The organism is Micromonospora sp. SD12 (genome assembly GCF_052068495.1).
GTDB lineage: Bacteria > Actinomycetota > Actinomycetes > Mycobacteriales > Micromonosporaceae > Micromonospora > Micromonospora echinofusca.
On the sequence record NZ_JBQHDF010000001.1, the window covers coordinates 607,090 to 623,508 of the forward strand.

The following is a 16,419-nucleotide window of genomic DNA, read 5'->3' on the forward strand; positions in this document are numbered from 1 at the left end:
GTCCCCTCCCGCCGCGTCCGTTTGCGGCGTACGATCGCTCGTCGGGGGCAGGAAAGCGGCGTTGTCGTTCCGTGCCGGTCTCACCTCCGAGCCTAATGTGGGGATGCACCAATGTCGCGACGTCTGGTCAGCTTGACCCTGGACACCCTGGAGGACCTGCCCCGTCCGTGCCGGCAGTGCGTCTACTGGGAGCTTGATCCGGTCTCGGCGGACCGGGCCTGCGCGGCCGGCGACCCGGGGCTGGAGAAGGAGGCCTGGGTCTCGCAGACCCTGCTGGAGTGGGGCTCCTGCGGCAAGCTCGTCTACGTCGACGGCATGCCGGCCGGCTTCGTCCTCTACGCCCCGCCGGCCTACGTGCCGCGCTCGATGGCATTCCCCACCTCCCCGGTATCCGCCGACGCCGCGCTGCTGATGACGGCCAACGTGGTGCCCGCGTTCGCCGGCGGCGGGCTGGGCCGGATGCTGGTCCAGGGCGTCGCCCGGGACCTCACCAAGCGCGGCATCAAGGCCATCGAGGCGTTCGGCGACGCCAAGTTCGGCGACGCGGCCGACCCCGCCGGCACCTGCGTCGCCCCGGCCGACTTCTTCCTCTCCGTGGGCTTCAAGACGGTCCGCCCGCACCCGCGCTTCCCGCGGCTGCGGCTGGAGCTGCGTACGGCGCTGAGCTGGAAGTCCGACGTCGAGTACGCGCTGGAGAAGCTGCTCGGCTCGATGAGTCCCGAGACGCTGCTCCGCCCCGTACGCCCGGCTCCGGCCACCCGCTCGACCGCCGGCTGACCCTGCAAAGGGCGACTTCGGGCGACGTTAGGCGGCAGCGGGCTCAGTCCACCACCGTGCCGGCGGCCACCACCGCCCGCAGCTCGCTCACGTCGATCGAGCCGGTGGGGACGTCCCGCTCGACGGGGAAGTACATCCGCTGCACGGCGGCGACGATGGCCTCCGCCACCCGGTCCCGGAACCGGGGGTCGACCAGTCGGTCCCGGTCGGCCGGCGAGGTGAGGTAGCCGACCTCGACGCGTACGGCTGGCATCCGGGTCAGCCGGAGCAGGTCCCACGCCTTCGCGTGCGTACGGCAGTCGCGCAGCCCGGTGCGGGCGACGATCTCGCGCTGCACCAGCCCGGCCAGCCGCTCCCCGGTCGCCGAGGTCACCCCGTTGTCGGTGCCGTAGTGGTAGGTCGCCACCCCTTCGGCCTCCGGGTTGGCGTGCCCGTCGACGTGCAGCGAGATGAACACGTCGGCGCCGAGGGAGTTGGCCAGCTCCGCGCGGTCGACGTCCGGTAGGCACTCCTCCGGGGCCGGCCCGCGGGTGAGCTGTACGCGGACGCCGGAGGCGGCGAGCCTGCCCTCCAACCGGCTGGCCAGGTCGTGCACGAGATCCGCCTCGGTCCACCGCAGGGACCCGTCCGGCACCAGCACGCCGGGGTCGGTGCCCCCGTGCCCGGGGTCGATGACGACGGTCCGCCCCACCAGCGTCGGGCCGGACTGCCGGATGGCGTCGGACTCGCGCAGCCACTGCGGGCGCCCGCCGACGACCTTGCGGCCGAGCCGGCGCAACGCGTTCATGGTGTGCGGGCCGCACGAGCCGTCGGGCGTCAGCCCGACCTCCCGCTGGAACTGGGCGACCGCCCGGGAGGTCCGTACGCCGTAGATGGCGTCCGCGCGCCCGACGTCGTACCCCATCTCCAGCAGCCGTTCCTGGAGTGAGCGGACGTCCTCGCCGGTGAGCGGCTCCGGTACGGCGTGGTAGAGCGTGCGGGCGCCCAGCCGCCAGCGGGCAGCGTCCAGGGCCCGCCAGGTCTCGGCGCCGACGCGGCCGTCCACGCTGAGCCCCCGGGACTGCTGGAAGGCTCGCACGGCGCGTTCGGTGTGCGTGTCGAACTCGTCGGCGTCCGGCGCCGTCGGGGTGAGAAGGTCGAGGCCGGTGAGCACCGTACGGATCTCCGTCACCGCGGGTCCACGGTCACCGGGTCGGATCGGACGCACGCACGACCCCCTCTGCACGACGGTTGCTGGCCGGGCGGCCCCGGGTTGAGGTTATGCGCTCCGGGGGCTCCGGGGCCCCACGTCGGGAAAAACGCGTCGACCCCGTGCCCGGCGGACCGGGTACGGGGTCGACGCGCGTCGGTGCTGCTCAGAGCGCCGATTCGATGAGCTTGACGAGCTCGCCCTTCGGCTTGGCGCCGGCGATCGACTGCACCGGCTCGCCGTTCTTGAAGACGGTGAGGGTCGGGACCGACATCACCCGGTAGGCGCGGGCGGTCTCCGGGTTCTCGTCGATGTTGAGCTTGACGATGGTGACCTGGTCGCCCATCTCGCCGGCGATCTCCTCCAGCAGCGGCGACACCTTGCGGCACGGGCCGCACCACTCGGCCCAGAAGTCCACCAGAACCGGCTTGTCGGACTTCAGCACATCGACGGCGAAACTCGCGTCGGTGACCGACTTCGTTGCTCCCACTATGACCCTCCTCCGGAATGTGTTTCGGTTGTTCAGCCCTGCAACGTGGCGATGAAGCGCTCGGCGTCCAGCGCGGCGGCACAGCCCGTGCCTGCGGCGGTGATCGCCTGCCGGTAGGTGTGGTCCACCAGGTCGCCGGCGGCGAAGACGCCGGGCACGCTGGTGCGGGTGCTGGGCGCCTCGACCTTCACGTAGCCCTCGTCGTCCATCTCCACCTGCCCCCGGAACAGCTCGCTGCGCGGGTCGTGGCCGATGGCCACGAAGACGCCGGTGACGTCGAGGACCTTGGACTCGCCGGTGTGCGTGTTGCGTACCCGCACCCCGCAGACCTTGCCATCGTCGCCGAGGATCTCCTCGACCACGGTGTTCCACTCGACCTTGATCTTGTCGTTGCTGAGCGCCCGCTCGGCCATGATCTTGCTGGCCCGGAAGGAGTCCCGGCGGTGGAGGATGGTGACCGAGTCGGCGAACCGGGTGAGGAAGCTCGCCTCCTCCATCGCCGAGTCACCGCCACCGACGACCACGATGTGCTGGTTGCGGAAGAAGAAGCCGTCGCAGGTCGCGCAGGAGGAGACGCCGTGGCCCAGGTACTCCTGCTCGCCGGGCACGCCGAGCGGACGCCACGCGGAGCCGGTGGCGAGGATGACCGCCCTGGCCCGGTACGCGGTCTGGCCCACCCACACGGTGCTCAGGGCGTCGGAGCCCACGCTGCCGGTGTCCTTCAGCTCGACCCGCGTCACGTCGTCGGTGAGGAACTCCGCGCCGAACCGCTCGGCCTGCTTGCGCATGTTGTCCATCAGTTCGGGGCCGAGGATGCCGTCGGCGAAGCCGGGGAAGTTCTCCACCTCGGTGGTCGTCATCAGCGCACCGCCGGACTGCACGCCCTCGATGATGAGCGGTTTGAGGTTGGCGCGCGCCGCGTAGACCGCCGCCGTGTAACCGGCCGGCCCGGAGCCGATGATGATCAGGTTGCGGACCTCGTCCACTGCCGTCTCCCGATTCGTGTTGTTCGTCATCGGCGCGCACCGATGCCGATCCGATGCCGACGCCCCTCGGGTGCCGGCACTTCGATGTGCAGAACGTCATCGTACGAACCGGGGATTCCCGAGCCGGTCATCCGGGTGGGTCAGGTCACGCGGACGGTCAAACGTCCGGTGGCCGCGAATTCACCCTACCCGCGTGCGGTAGCGGCTGTCCGAGCCGGACCCGGGGACCCCGCATTCCGGGCCGCTGGCCCAGGCCCAGCCCGTCCCCGTGGCGTCGGTGAAGCGCACGATCAGCGCCGGGCGCCCCTGGAAGCGGGCGTAGTCGACCACGTCGACCACCAGCGGACCGTTGCCGTGCTCGGCCTTGATCGCGCCGATGCAGGCGCCCAGCGCGGCGGGGTCGGTGAGCCGCTCGAGGCCGAGGGCGGAGCCGGGCAGCCGCCCGCCCTCCGCCTGGACGCCGGGCTGCTCCCTGGGCGGTCCGCCGGTGAACGGCCGTGCCTTCGGCGACGACGGGAGGGCGGCCAGTGACTCCGGCGTGTAGTCCGTCCCGCTGCGTACCGACGGCTCGCCGGAGATCCGGAACGGCGTGACGGTGGCCGGGCCGGCCTCCTCGCGGTGCGCGGAGCCGGGCAACGCCGTGTCCGCGGCACCGCCGGTCTGCTGCTCCCTGGTGAACTGGTTGACGCCGAGGCCGACCGCCGCGATCGACACCGCGGCCAGCGCGACGGGCCCCGCCAGCCGGCCCCAGCGGCGCCGCCGTCGGCCGGGCCCGGTGGCCCCGCCGCGACCCGGTTCCGAGCGGGGTACGCCCGCCGGACGCCTTCCGGAACCGCCGAGCGGCTGCGTGGGCACCGCGCCGGCGCCGATCCTGACCCCCGGCTGCGCCCCGGCGTGTTCCGCTTCCGCGCCGCCAGCCGAAGGGCCTGGCCCGACGTCGGCGGACCCCGAAGAACCGGGCCCCGCAAGGACCGGCTCGGAGTCGCCGCCCGGCCCGAAGGACGCGGCACCGGTGGCGGTGGCGTGGGCCAGCGCGGCGGCGATCCGTTCGGCGACGTCGGCCGGCATCTCGGGTGCGGCGGAGCCCCAGGCGGCCAGGTCCGCCCGGACGTCCGCCACGGCGGGGGCCAGCAGCGCGTACGCCTGCGCCCAGTCGGCGTCCTCGTCGACCAGGCGGGCGACGAGTTCCTCCTCCGGGGTGCCGTCCAGCGCCCCGCCGAGGTAGTCGGCGAGCAGGTCGTGGTCGACCTCCCTGAACCCCCCGGCCGTCACGCGTCCTCCTGGTGGGCATCCCGCCGGGACCGTCCCGACCCCGATCGGACGCCCTCGGACGACCGCGGGTTCCCTCGGGTGACGGCCGGCACGTTCGGACCCGCCGTCGGGGCCGGCTCGGCCCGCTGCGGGGTGGACCGCTCCTCGGCCCGCTGCGGGGCGGGACGGGGGCGCAGGTGGCCGAGCTGCGTCGCCAGGCGGGCCCGTCCCCGGGCGCACCGGCTCTTGACCGTGCCCTCGGCCACGCCGAGAATCCGGGCCACCTCGGCGACGGGGTAGCCCTGCACGTCGACCAGGATCAGCGCCGCCCGCTGCTCGGCCGGCAGTTCGGCGAGCGCCTGCCGGACCACGAGCGCCGTGTCGTGGTCCTGCACGGGCGCCGCCGGCTCGACGCCCCCGGTGCCGGAGTCGGTGTCGCGGACCCCGTCCGGCAGCGGCACCGTGGGGTGCGCCTGGCGGCGGCGGATCCGGTCCAGACAGGCGTTCACCACGATCCGGTGGAGCCAGGTGGTGACCGCCGAGTCGCCCCGGAACCGGCCGGCGGCCCGGTGGGCGGACAGCAGGGCGTCCTGGAGTGCGTCGGCGGCCTCCTCGCGGTCGCCGAGCGTACGCAGGGCCACCGCCCAGAGCCGGTCCCGGTGCCGGTGGAAGAGCTCGGCGAAGGCGTGCGGGTCGCCGGCCACGTGGGCGTGCAGGAGGTCGAGGTCCGCAGCCCCGGCCGGCGGCACCGACGACGCGACCGGTGGACCCACTGGTCCACCGGTCGCTCGTTCTCCGCGTACGCCCATCACCACGTCCGGCGGATGCGGTGCCCGGAGCGCGGTGGCCGGCTCACGATCCCTGGACCGTGATCTCCTGGACGCCGAGCTTGTAGCCGCCGTCGCTCGACGGCAGCTCGGTGATCCAGAACAGCAGGTAGCGGTACTTCTGGTCGGCGTTGAAGCCGTTGAAGGTCATCTTGGTGCCCTCGTGCTCCTCGAACGGCTGGCCGATCGCGGTCTTCTTGTAGTCCGCGAAGAGCTGCGCGTCCCCGGAGGACGACGACGGCCGGTCGGTGGTGCCGGCGTAGAGCTGGGCGGAGGCGCCCCGGGCGGACAGGAGGACCTGGACGGACTTGACGGTGTGCTCGCCGCCGAGGTCGATCCAGACGCCCATGCCCTTCTTGAGGTTGCCGAAGTTGGCCCGCCCCCGGTAGGTCTGGGTCTCCCAGCCCTCGTCCTCGTTGCCGTCGAAGACCCTGTCGGCGTTGCGGACCTCGGTCCGGTCGCCCTCCGGGTCGATGATCCGGGCGGCGCTGATCTTCAGCGGCCCGGCCGTGACGGCGGCCGGGGTCGCGTCGTCACCGGGCGCGCTCGACGAGGGCGCGGCGACCGGGTTCGTCTGGGGGTCGTTGTCACCGCCGCGCAGGGTGGTGATGCCGATCAGCAGGCCCACGAGGGCGACCGCCAGCAGGCCGGCGATGCCGATCGCGACCTTGCGTCCGCCGGCGGCGGCCAGCGGCGACGGCTCCTCGCCGGTGTCGGCCGTGAAGCGCAGCGGGCCGGCGTTGTCGAGGAACTGCTCGTCGGCCGGCACGTCCAGCCGGGCCAGCTCGGCCGCGAGCACGTCCGACGAGGGCGGCTCGATCTCGGCGTCGAGCAGGTCCATGGTGAGGTCGTCGAGGTACGCCGGCACGCCCGCCCGGACCTGCCGGGGCGCGGCGAGCGCACCCCCGGCGTCGCGTACGGCGTCGGGGATGGCGGCCCGGCCGTGGCCGGCGGTGGCGCCCCGCAGCGGGGCCTCGGCGTGCGGCCAGTGCCCGGTCAGGGCGAAGTAGAGGACCCCGCCGATCGCCCGGACGTCGCTCTGCTGGCTGTCGGCGCCGTCGGTGCGCGCGTCGGCCAGCACCACCCGGCCGTCGTCGCTGATCATCACCGTGCCGGGGTGGACGTTGCCGTGCACCATGCCGGTGGCGTGCACGGCGGCGAGGGCGCTGGCGACCGCGTTGCCGATGGTGGTTGCGCGCGCCGGGTCCAGCGGGCCGTCGGCGACCAGCTCGCGCAGCGACTGCCCGTCGACCCACTCCCGCACCACGTACGCCCGCTCGGCCTCGTCGATCGCGTCGTAGACGCCGACCAGGTTGGGGTGGATGACGCGGCTGGCCGCGACGGCGCCCTGGAGCATCTCGGTGGCCGAGTCGCCACCCGGGTAGCGCAGCACGACCGCGACGGGACGGCGCAGGATGACGTCGACCCCGCGCCAGACCAGCCGACCCGCGCTGTCGTTGTTGATGTGCTCGACCAACTCGTAACGCTCGGCGAGGATCTCACCGGCCGTGGGAGCACCGAAGGTCACGACCTGAGGAGCGCTCTCCTCCGCCTCCTGACCTTCGCCGACCTGGGTCACCCGTCCTCCCTCGGTGATCGTGTCGATCGATGGACCCGCGCTGCTGGGCATGTGGCTTCCCGCTCTGCCTTCGAAGGAACCGGTCGACCGGTGTCGACGCGGAGCGCCGGCGCCTGCCGTACCCGTCGAGTGCGACCTTACCCGGGTTGGCCGTCTCCCCGACATGTCATCTTCGCGCCGCTCCCGGGCTGAGCTGCCGGCAGGCGGCCGGCTTGTCCGGTTGCGCCCGTTGTCGGCCACGTTGCTGGCACATGTACTGGCCAATCTAGAGGTTGACCGCAAGCACCCGCAGAGAGGGGGCCGGCCGGTGCGGCGATCGCGCCGACGCCGCCGGGTTCCCCCCGACCGGGCCCATCATGCTCATCCGTACGGTTGGTTATCCACAGGCCGATCCGGTGGTTGAGCGGTGAATCGCGGAGTTATCCACAGGCGCATCCCCAGGCTGGTGATCCTCGTTCACAGAGAGTGGAGTCCGCCCGCAGGACGGCCGCCGGCCGGGGAGTCGGGCATCGGTCAGCGGCCCAACCGGCGCCGTACCATGCCCACGACCTCGGTGATCTCGCCGATCCGCAGGACCGTCGCCAGCCCGAGGTACGTCCCGCCGATCACCGCGCCGCCGACCACCAGCTGCACGATGGCCTCCAGGCGGCTCGGCGTGTCGTCGCCGGGCAGCAACTTGACCACGATCAGGCCGACCACCGCCGAGCCGAGCGCCGCGACCAGGACCCGGCCGCCGGTCCGCATGATCTCGCCGAGGCCGATCCGGCCCACCCGGGGGCGCAGCAGCCAGGCCGAGGCGACGGCGGCGGCCAGGTAGGAGACGGCGTTGCCGATCATCATGCCGGCACCCACGAAGCTCGCCGAGAAGGCCACGTAGAGCACGACCTGCACCCCGATGCGCAGCGCCACCACCGGAATGTTGATCAGCGCCGGGGTGCGGGTGTCCGGCAGCGCGTAGAAGGCGAAGGTGAACAACTGGCTCACCGCGAACGGCACCAGGGCGAGCGCGGCGGCGAGCAGCACCACGGAGGTGGCGGCGGCGTTCTCCTCGTCGAACGCTCCCCATCTGAACAGGGTGAACGCGATCGGGGAGGCGAGGACGGCGTAGCAGACGGCGATCGGCGCGAGCACCGCGGTGACCGTCCGGGTGCCCCGGGACAGGTCGGCGGCCACGTCGGCGTACCGGCCGTCGGCGGCGGCGGCGCTCATCCGGGGCATCAGCGCGGTGATGATCGAAACGGCGATGATGCCGTGCGCCGTCATCAGCAGCAGGAAGACGTTGTTGTAGATCAGCGGACCGGCGGCGCTCTCCCGGCCGGCCCGGTTCAGCAGGTTGAACAGCACGATCAGGCCGATCTGGCTGACCGCGACGTAGCAGAACATCCACGCCCCGAGCCGGCCCAGCTCGCGCAGGCCCAGCTCGCGGAAGTCGAAGCGCAGCTTCCAGCGGAAGCCCACCTTGCGCAGCGCCGGCAGCAGGCCGGCGGCCTGGATCGCCACGCCGAGCAGGGTGCCGCCGCCGATCAGCAGGACCCGCCCGGTCGTCATCTCGTCCGGCTGGATGATCTTCGCGCCGAAGATCGCGATGTAGAGGCCGGCGGTGGCGATCACCACCAGGTTGTTCAGGATCGGCGCCCACATCGGGGCGGCGAAGTGGCCCCGGGTGTTGAGCACCGCGCTGATCAGCGCGCTGAGACCCGAGAAGAAGATCATCGGCAGCATCAGGCGGGCCAGCGCCGTGACCAGATCCGAGTAGCCGTCCGTTGACTCGCCGCTCCCGTAGAGCCAGGTCAGCCACGATGCCGCCAGCACCGCCAACAGCGCGGCCACGCCGAGCGCCAGCACCGCCAGGGTGAGCAGCCGCTGGGCGTACGCCTGGCCGCCGTCCGCGTCGGACTTGCGCCGCCGCACCAGCACCGGGATCAGCACGCTGGTGAGCACTCCGCCGAGCAGGAACTCGTAGACCATCCCGGGCAGGATCTGCGCGGTCGTGTACGCGTCACCGACCAGCGCGCCGCCGAGCGCCGCCGCGATCACCAGGTTGCGCAGGAAGCCCGTACCCCGGCTGACGAGGCTGCCGATCGCCATCACCGCGCTGTTGGTCGCGGCGCTGGCCTCGGCCACCTGCTCCTGCGGCGGCGCGGTCGACTCCAGGGCCGGCTGGTTGAGCGGCTCGGCGGAGATGAACGTGGCGCCGTCCGACGGCCGGCCGGGCGCGGCGCCGCCCTGGGCGGCGTTCGCGCTGCGGTAGAGACCGCCGCTCATCTTGTCGCCTCCAAGGCAGAGAGGTACGTCGCAGCCGGGGCCCGGCCCGCACGTCACAGACGATAGTCAACGGCCACCCGTTACCCGCGCCCGGCGGACCACATCCCCGCCGGGACCGATAGGCTGGCGCTCCCATGTCCGACGCCTCCGCTCCCCACGCCGCCGACCGCCGCGAACTCACCGCCGCGCAGCGCAACGCCGTCGCCGAACTCCTCCGGGTCTCCCCGGTCGCCGACGAGTTGGGCCGCCGGTTCGCGCGGGCCGGCCACGAGCTGCACCTGGTGGGCGGTTCGGTACGCGACGCCCTGCTCGGCCGCCTCGGCGACGACCTCGACTTCTGCACCGACGCGCACCCCGACGAGACCCTGCGCGTCGTGCGCGGCTGGGCCGAGTCGATCTGGGAGACCGGCCGCGAGTTCGGCACCATCGGGTGCCAGCGCGACGGGCTGCGACTGGAGATCACCACCTTCCGCGCCGAGTCGTACGACCAGGTCAGCCGCAATCCGGTCGTCGAGTACGGCACCGACCTCGCCGAGGACCTGAGGCGGCGCGACTTCACCATCAACGCGATGGCGGTCAGCCTGCCCGAGCACCGGTTCACCGACCCGCACGGCGGGCTGGACGACCTCGCCGCCAAGGTGATCCGCACCCCGGGCACCCCGGCGGAGTCCTTCGGCGACGACCCGCTGCGGATGCTGCGCGCGGCCCGCTTCGCCGCCCAGCTGCGCTTCGCGGTGCACCCCGACGTGTACGCGGCGATGGCCCGGATGGCCACCGACCTGGACCGGATCACGGCCGAGCGGATCCGCGACGAGTTCACCAAGCTGCTCTGCGGCGCGGACCCGATCACCGGGCTGCGGCTGCTGGTCGACACCGGGCTCGCCGAGCGCTTCCTGCCGGAGCTGACCGGGCTGAAGCTGGAGATCGACGAGCACGCCCAGCACAAGGACGTCTACGAGCACACCCTCACCGTGGTGAGCAACGCCGTCTCGTACGAGACCGAGGGGCCGGACTTCGTCCTGCGGATGGCCGCGCTGATGCACGACGTCGGGAAGCCGGCGACGAAGGCGGTGGGCACGGACGGCCGGGTCAGCTTCCACCACCACGAGGTGGTGGGCGCCCGGCTCACCAAGGCCCGGATGAAGGCGCTGCGCTACCCGAAGGAGATCACCGCCAAGGTCACCGCGCTGGTGGCGCTGCACCTGCGCTTCTACGGCTACGGGCGGGGCGAGTGGACCGACTCGGCGGTGCGCCGCTACGTCGCCGACGCCGGTGACCTGCTGCCGCGCCTGCACAAGCTGACCCGGTCGGACTGCACGACCCGCAACCGGCGCAAGGCGGCCCAACTCGCCGCCGACTACGACGCGCTGGAGGAGCGGATCGCCCGGATCGCCGCCGAGGAGGACCTGGCGCGGGTCCGGCCCGACCTGGACGGCAACGCCATCATGGAGCTGCTGGGCGTACCGCCGGGGCCGGTGGTCGGGCAGGCCTGGAAGCACCTCAAGGAGCTGCGCCTGGAGCGCGGCCCGCTGGACCGCGACGAGGCCGAGGCGGAGCTGCTGCGCTGGGCCCGCGACGAGGGCATCGTCGGCTAGCCCGCCGCGTTCCGCGGGACGGGTCCGACGGACCGGGCCGGACGACGAGGGCCTGATCGATCCGGCCGACGGGGTCGGACTGGTCGAGCCGGCCGACGGCTAGGGCGACCACCGGCACCGACAGCAACGGCGTGGCCCGGCTCCGGCACGGGAAGGGCGCCGCCCCCTGCCGGGGACGGCGCCCTGTCGCGCTCAGCGGCCCGACCGCTGCGCTGGTGGCGTCAGCGGGTCTCGACGGTCGTGCCGTCGACCGGCGGCTTGCCGTTGCCGGTGGTCGCCGCCGCCGAGCCGAGCTTCCCCAGCAGGCCGGCCAGGTCGATGCCGGTCAGGTCGCTGCCGAGCTGGAGCCCCTGGGCGACGTTGCCCGCCACCGACTTCGTCAGGGACGAGGCGCCGTCGGTGGAGATGACGGTCATCTTGTCGATCGCGCCGATCGGGGCGCTGGCCGCCTCGACCACCTGCGGCAGCACCTTGACCAGCAGGTCCAGCACGGCGGCCTCGCCGTACGCCGCGAAGGCCTCGGCCTTGCGGGCCATCGCGTCGGCCTCGGCCTGGCCCTTGGCCAGGATTGCGGCGGCCTCGGCCGCACCCTCCCGCTCGACCGCTTCGGCGATGGCGGAGCGGCGGCGCTGCTCGGCCTCACCCTCCTTGGCGCCCTCGATCGCGTTGGCCTCGGCCAGCGCGGCCCGGCGGGCCCGCTCACCCTCACCGGTGAGCCGGGCCTGCTCGGCGGCGGCCTGGGCGGCGGCGATGACAGCCTGGCGCTGCGCGTCGGCGTTCAGCACAGCCGCGTTGCGGGACGCCTCGGCCTCCTGCTCCACCTTGTAGCGGGCGGCGTCGGCCGGCTTGCGCACCTCGGTGTCGAGCTGGCGCTGCTTGAGCTCGGCGTTGCGCTCGGCGACCTTCTGCTGCTCGGAGAGGATCGCCTGGTCCCGCTCGGCCTGGGCCAGCGGACCGGCGGCGGCGGACTTCGCCTTGGCCGCGTCGATCTCCGCCTGGATGGCGGCCTGCTTGAGCGACAGGTTCCGGTTGGCCTCGGCGATGGCCTCCTCGGCGAGCAGCCGCTCCTGCTCGGCCTGCTGCCGGGCCCGCGCCTCGGCGATGGCTGCGTCCTTGAGCACCCGGGCGGCCTCCGGCCGGCCCAGGTCCTGGAGGTAGGAGCCCTCGGCCAGGATGTCCTGGAGCTGGAAGGTGTCCAGCACCAGGCCCTGGTTGGTCATCGAGTGCTCGGCCTCCTCGGCGACCGCGCTGGCGAACGCCGCCCGGTCCCGGATGACCTCCTCCACGGTGAGCCGGCCGACGATCGAACGCAGCGCGCCGGCCAGCACCTCCCGGGTGAAGTCCTCGATCTCGTCCTGCTGGTGCAGGAAGCGCTGCGCGGCGGCGCGGATGGCGTCCTCGGTGCCGCCGACCTTGACGATCGCGACGCCGTGCAGGTCGGCGCGGATGCCCTGCTTGCTGACGGCGCCCTTGATACCGACGTCGATCCGCCGGCTGGACAGGTCGAGCGACTGGAGCTTCTGCACCACGGGCAGGACGAAGACGGACGCGCCGAGCACGACCTTCTGCCCGGAGTTGTCGGTCGACCGGCCGCCGTCGGCGGTCTGGGTGGTGCGGCCCTTGCGGCCGGTGACGATGAACGCCTCGTTCGGCCCGGCCACCTTGATGCGGGAGAGCACGAAGAGCACGAGCACGAGGACGAGGAGGACCGCGCCGCCGATGGCGATGAGAAGGGGCATGTGACCGTCCTGTTTTCTATGAGGGGGTTCAGTAGGTCTCGACGTGCACGCTGGTCTCGCTCAGCGCCTCGACCACGAAGATCTGGGCGCCGACCGGGATCGGTCGGTCGGCGCGGGCGTTGAGCTTGACCGGCTGGCCGGCCACCCGGACCCGGACCTCGCCGTAGCCGTCGGCGGGCACGGGGGTGACCACCAGGCCGAGCGCGCCGACCAGGTGGTGGCGGGTGGGGGTGGGATCGGTGCGCATGTCGCGGGCCGCCCGGCTCAGCCGGGCCGCGGCCCAGGCGGTGGGCACGGCCGCGACGACGCCGCCGGCCAGGGCCACGGCGATCATCCCGGGCGTACGCCCACCGACCAGCTCGTTGACGATCGCGGCGCCGAAGCCGAGCGCTCCGGTGAACCCGGCGACCGCCTCCGCCGACACCGGACCGTCGAAGTCCGGGTTGCCGAAGTGGAGCAGCTCGCCGCCGAGCAGGGCGAGCGCCAGGACCGCGACGCCCGCGCCGCCGATGATGAGGAAGATCAGCGTCCCCGTGGCCACGACCTGCACGGTATCGGTGGCCCGCAAACGTCGGCCGGGGCGTCGGCGGCTCGGGCGGGAGACCGTGTCGGGGCGCGGGGGACAATGGCGGGATGCGCTGGACCGTGCTCGACTCCCCGATCGGCGAGTTCTCCGTCGCCACCGACGGGACCCACGTGTGCCGGGCCCACTTCGGCCGGGCCCCCGGGGCGGCCGAGGAGCCGTACGACGAGGCGGCCCGGCAGGCGCTGGCGGAGCTGCGGGCGTACTTCGCGGGCGAGCTGACCGCCTTCACCGTGCCGCTGGCGGCGCCGGGCGGCTCCGAATTCGAGCGGGGCGTCTGGCGCGAGATGACCCTCATCCCGTACGGGGAGACACTCACCTACGGCGAGGTGGCCCGGCGGCTGGGCGACCAGGGCGCCGCGCGCGCGGTCGGGGTGGCCTGCAATCGCAACCCGATCCCCGTGCTCGTGCCGTGCCACCGGATCGTCGGCGCGGGCGGCAAGCTGGTCGGCTTCGGTGGTGGCCTGGACCGCAAGGTGACGCTGCTGGAGCTGGAGGCGGGAGTCGCCCTGCGGCGCGCCTGGTCCTGACGCGGCGCGAGACGGCCCCCTGCGCGTACGGCTGCGGGAGGGCCGGACGCGGCGAGGGCCGGGTCCCCGTGGACCCGGCCCTCGACGGTGCTGCTGTCGGCGCGTCAGCGCTCGACGTCACCGGCGATGAACGCCTCGACGGCGGCGTGCGCGTCGTGGTCGGCGTACTGCACCGGCGGGGACTTCATGAAGTACGACGAGGCCGACAGGATCGGGCCGCCGATCTTCCGGTCCAGCGCGATCTTCGCGGCGCGGACGGCGTCGATGATGACGCCGGCCGAGTTCGGCGAGTCCCATACCTCGAGCTTGAGCTCGGCGTTGAGGGGGGTGTCGCCGAAGGAGCGCCCCTCCAGGCGGATGTACGCCCACTTGCGGTCGTCCAGCCACGGCACGTGGTCCGACGGACCGATGTGCACGTCGCTCTTGCTCATCTCGTGCGGGATCTGGGAGGTGACCGACTGGGTCTTCGAGATCTTCTTCGAGACCAGGCGGTTGCGCTCCAGCATGTTCATGAAGTCCATGTTGCCGCCGAAGTTGAGCTGGTACGTGCGCAGCAGCTCGACGCCCCGGTCCTCGAACAGCTTCGCCAGCGCGCGGTGCACGATGGTGGCACCGACCTGGCTCTTGATGTCGTCGCCGACGATCGGCAGGCCCGCGTCCTCGAACTTCTTGGCCCACTCCGGGTCGGAGGCGATGAAGACCGGAAGCGCGTTGACGAACGCGCAGCCGGCGTCGATCGCGGCCTGGGCGTAGAACTTGTCGGCCTGCTCGGAGCCGACCGGCAGGTACGAGACCACGACGTCGACCTGCGCGTCGCGCAGCGCCTGGGCGACGTCGACCGGCGTGGCGTCGGACTCCTCGACGATCTCGCGGTAGTACTGGCCCAGACCGTCGAAGGTCGGACCGCGCTGCACGGTGACGCCGGTCGGCGGCACGTCGCAGAGCTTGATGGTGTTGTTCTCGCTGGCGACGATCGCCTCGGCGAGGTCCATGCCCACCTTCTTGGCGTCCACGTCGAACGCCGCGACGAACTGCACGTCCGAGACGTGGTAGTCGCCGAAGGTGACGTGCATGAGACCCGGGACGCGGTCGTTCGGGTCGGCGTTCCGGTAGTACTCCACGCCCTGCACGAGGGACGAGGCGCAGTTACCCACACCGACGATGGCGACGCGGACGGAGCCCATAGCGTCTGCCTCCTTCTTCTTCATCACGGCCGCTCATTCCTGGACTCTCCAGGCGGAGGCGGGCTGTTGTCTTCTCGTCGGCCGCCGGCCGTCCCGGTTGACGGGATGGTCGGGGCACGGCCGGAGCGCTCGTTGGCGATGAGCTCCTCCAGCCAGCGGACCTCGCGCTCACAGGCGTCCAGGCCGTGGCGCTGCAGTTCCAGCGTGTAGGCGTCGAGGCGTTCGGCCGCGCGGCCGAGCACGTCACGAAGCCCCTCGCGGCGTTCCTCGATCTTCCGCCGGCGACCCTCGAGGATGCGGAGTCGGGTCGCCTGGTCGGTCCGGGCGAAGAACGCGAAGTGCACGCCGAAGCCCGTGTCGTCGTACGTCTCCGGCCCGGTCTGTGCGATCAACTGGGCGAAGCGTTCCTTGCCCTCCGCGGTGATTTCGTAGACCACCCGGCCTCGCCGGCTGGTCAGCGCGGGAACCTCCTCGGCGGTGGCGGGTGCGTCGGCGGCCTCGGTGATCCACCCCGCCGCCTGGAGGCGGCGCAGGGTCGGGTAGAGCGAGCCGTAGCTGATCGCCGCCCTGATCGCACCGAGCTTGGCGGTCAGCTCCTTGCGCAGCTCATAGCCGTGCATCGGAGACTCCTGCAGGAGGCCGAGGATGGCGAGCTCGAGCACGGGCCATCCTCTCTGTACCCTCTAGGCGGAGCGGTAACCGCCGCGATGTATCGGACCGATACATCGCACGCTAGCGGATCACCGTGATCAGGGCAAACCCTCGTTTCCGCGGTTCCGTGGTCACGCATCGTCACCGTGGTCGCCCCGTCCGGCGAGACCGCGTACCCTTCTCCGCATGCGTACGCAGCGCCAGATGGTCGACTACTCGCTCCGGAAGCGAGCGGTGCTGCGTGAACTCCTCGCGGGCAGGGTCGGCACGTACGACGTCTGCGACGCCTCGCCCTACCTGAAGAACGCTGCCCGCTTCCACGGTGAGCCGACCGACGAGCGGTGTCCGATCTGCCGGAGCGAGAACCTGACCCACGTCCACTACATTTACGGCGACGAACTCAAGCAGTCCGCCGGACAGGCCCGGACACTGGCCGAGTTGCCGATGCTGGCGATGACGGTGCGTGAGTTCCAGGTCTTCGTGGTGGAGGTGTGTCTCGGCTGTGACTGGAACCATCTCGTCGAGCAGTACCTGCTCGGCCGGGACGGGCTGACCGGCAGCCCGGAGGGCGGGCCGGATCAGGACGCGGTGGGCGGCGCGGCCGCCACGGGCAACGGTGCGGGTGGTCGACGGAGGCGAGAGGCGCAACGGTGATCTTCGCTCGATCGGCCGACCCCGGCCGCACGCACGCCCGGGGAGACCGACGGCTCGTTGGTCTGATTAGCCCGATTGATTCGCAAGTAGCACCGGTCGACCGGCACGTACGTGCCGCC

Annotated in this window: 15 protein-coding genes; 4 read left to right on the forward strand and 11 right to left on the reverse strand. The window is 72.6% G+C overall.

Annotated features, from left to right (window positions below):
• Positions 1–111: 111 nt before the first annotated feature.
• Positions 112–777, forward strand: a complete 666-nt coding sequence (locus ACTMS2_RS02870; RefSeq protein WP_210834776.1) for a GNAT family N-acetyltransferase — start codon at positions 112–114, stop codon at positions 775–777.
• A gap of 43 nt (positions 778–820) precedes the next feature.
• On the opposite strand, the gene ACTMS2_RS02875 is transcribed toward ACTMS2_RS02870, so the two are convergent.
• The 7 genes from ACTMS2_RS02875 to murJ all read right to left on the reverse strand — a co-directional run bounded on the left by ACTMS2_RS02875 (position 821) and on the right by murJ (position 9,364).
• Entirely contained in the window at positions 821–1,984 is a 1,164-nt protein-coding gene (locus tag ACTMS2_RS02875) for an N-acetylmuramoyl-L-alanine amidase (protein ID WP_441173916.1), read from the reverse strand.
• 148 nt (positions 1,985–2,132) lie between these two features.
• A complete protein-coding gene (gene trxA, locus ACTMS2_RS02880) occupies positions 2,133–2,456 on the reverse strand; it encodes a thioredoxin (protein WP_089002804.1) in 324 nt (107 codons plus the stop codon).
• Between the two features lie 32 nt (positions 2,457–2,488).
• Entirely contained in the window at positions 2,489–3,442 is a 954-nt protein-coding gene (trxB, locus tag ACTMS2_RS02885; RefSeq protein WP_441174089.1) for a thioredoxin-disulfide reductase, read from the reverse strand.
• A gap of 180 nt (positions 3,443–3,622) precedes the next feature.
• Positions 3,623–4,714 carry a hypothetical protein gene (locus ACTMS2_RS02890; RefSeq protein ID WP_441173917.1) on the reverse strand — a complete coding sequence of 364 codons (1,092 nt, stop codon included), beginning with the start codon at positions 4,712–4,714 and terminating at the stop codon, positions 3,623–3,625.
• Positions 4,711–5,502 (reverse strand): RNA polymerase sigma factor SigM, encoded by a 792-nt coding sequence (gene sigM, locus ACTMS2_RS02895; protein WP_441173918.1) that lies wholly within the window; start codon positions 5,500–5,502, stop codon positions 4,711–4,713. Before sigM ends, ACTMS2_RS02890 begins: the two co-directional genes overlap by 4 nt.
• 43 nt (positions 5,503–5,545) lie before the next feature.
• Entirely contained in the window at positions 5,546–7,150 is a 1,605-nt protein-coding gene (locus ACTMS2_RS02900; protein WP_363891985.1) for a protein kinase family protein, read from the reverse strand.
• A gap of 462 nt (positions 7,151–7,612) precedes the next feature.
• Complete coding sequence (gene murJ / locus ACTMS2_RS02905) at positions 7,613–9,364, reverse strand: murein biosynthesis integral membrane protein MurJ (RefSeq protein WP_441173919.1); 1,752 nt, start codon at positions 9,362–9,364, stop codon at positions 7,613–7,615.
• A 134-nt stretch (positions 9,365–9,498) separates the two neighbouring features.
• Between murJ and ACTMS2_RS02910 the strand changes: the two genes are divergently transcribed.
• Positions 9,499–10,959, forward strand: coding sequence for a CCA tRNA nucleotidyltransferase (locus tag ACTMS2_RS02910; protein WP_441173920.1), 1,461 nt, complete (start codon positions 9,499–9,501; stop codon positions 10,957–10,959).
• 221 nt (positions 10,960–11,180) lie between these two features.
• On the opposite strand, the gene ACTMS2_RS02915 is transcribed toward ACTMS2_RS02910, so the two are convergent.
• Both ACTMS2_RS02915 and ACTMS2_RS02920 read right to left on the reverse strand, forming a co-directional pair.
• A complete protein-coding gene (locus ACTMS2_RS02915; protein ID WP_441173921.1) occupies positions 11,181–12,698 on the reverse strand; it encodes a flotillin family protein in 1,518 nt (505 codons plus the stop codon).
• A gap of 28 nt (positions 12,699–12,726) precedes the next feature.
• Positions 12,727–13,248, reverse strand: a complete 522-nt coding sequence (locus tag ACTMS2_RS02920) for a hypothetical protein (RefSeq protein WP_441173922.1) — start codon at positions 13,246–13,248, stop codon at positions 12,727–12,729.
• Between the two features lie 83 nt (positions 13,249–13,331).
• On the opposite strand from ACTMS2_RS02920, the gene ACTMS2_RS02925 reads away from it, so the two are divergent.
• A complete protein-coding gene (locus ACTMS2_RS02925; protein WP_441173923.1) occupies positions 13,332–13,811 on the forward strand; it encodes a methylated-DNA--[protein]-cysteine S-methyltransferase in 480 nt (159 codons plus the stop codon).
• Between the two features lie 104 nt (positions 13,812–13,915).
• Here the strand turns inward: ACTMS2_RS02925 and ACTMS2_RS02930 are convergent, their stop codons facing one another.
• Together ACTMS2_RS02930 and ACTMS2_RS02935 are read right to left on the reverse strand one after the other, a co-directional pair.
• Positions 13,916–14,995 (reverse strand): inositol-3-phosphate synthase, encoded by a 1,080-nt coding sequence (locus tag ACTMS2_RS02930; protein ID WP_334561472.1) that lies wholly within the window; start codon positions 14,993–14,995, stop codon positions 13,916–13,918.
• A gap of 23 nt (positions 14,996–15,018) precedes the next feature.
• Positions 15,019–15,657, reverse strand: a complete 639-nt coding sequence (locus ACTMS2_RS02935) for a PadR family transcriptional regulator (protein ID WP_101413433.1) — start codon at positions 15,655–15,657, stop codon at positions 15,019–15,021.
• Between the two features lie 175 nt (positions 15,658–15,832).
• On the opposite strand from ACTMS2_RS02935, the gene ACTMS2_RS02940 reads away from it, so the two are divergent.
• Positions 15,833–16,300, forward strand: a complete 468-nt coding sequence (locus ACTMS2_RS02940; protein ID WP_441173924.1) for a DUF5318 domain-containing protein — start codon at positions 15,833–15,835, stop codon at positions 16,298–16,300.
• The last annotated feature ends 119 nt before the right edge of the window (positions 16,301–16,419 follow it).

Coding starts and splice junctions, on each gene's coding strand:
- ACTMS2_RS02870 (WP_210834776.1), top strand. CDS start 112: ATGTCGCGACGTCTGGTCAGCTTGACCCTGGACACCCTGGAGGACCTG.
- sigM (WP_441173918.1), bottom strand. CDS start 5,502: ATGGGCGTACGCGGAGAACGAGCGACCGGTGGACCAGTGGGTCCACCG.
- ACTMS2_RS02900 (WP_363891985.1), bottom strand. CDS start 7,150: ATGCCCAGCAGCGCGGGTCCATCGATCGACACGATCACCGAGGGAGGA.
- murJ (WP_441173919.1), bottom strand. CDS start 9,364: ATGAGCGGCGGTCTCTACCGCAGCGCGAACGCCGCCCAGGGCGGCGCC.
- ACTMS2_RS02910 (WP_441173920.1), top strand. CDS start 9,499: ATGTCCGACGCCTCCGCTCCCCACGCCGCCGACCGCCGCGAACTCACC.
- ACTMS2_RS02915 (WP_441173921.1), bottom strand. CDS start 12,698: ATGCCCCTTCTCATCGCCATCGGCGGCGCGGTCCTCCTCGTCCTCGTG.
- ACTMS2_RS02925 (WP_441173923.1), top strand. CDS start 13,332: ATGCGCTGGACCGTGCTCGACTCCCCGATCGGCGAGTTCTCCGTCGCC.
- ACTMS2_RS02930 (WP_334561472.1), bottom strand. CDS start 14,995: ATGGGCTCCGTCCGCGTCGCCATCGTCGGTGTGGGTAACTGCGCCTCG.
- ACTMS2_RS02940 (WP_441173924.1), top strand. CDS start 15,833: ATGCGTACGCAGCGCCAGATGGTCGACTACTCGCTCCGGAAGCGAGCG.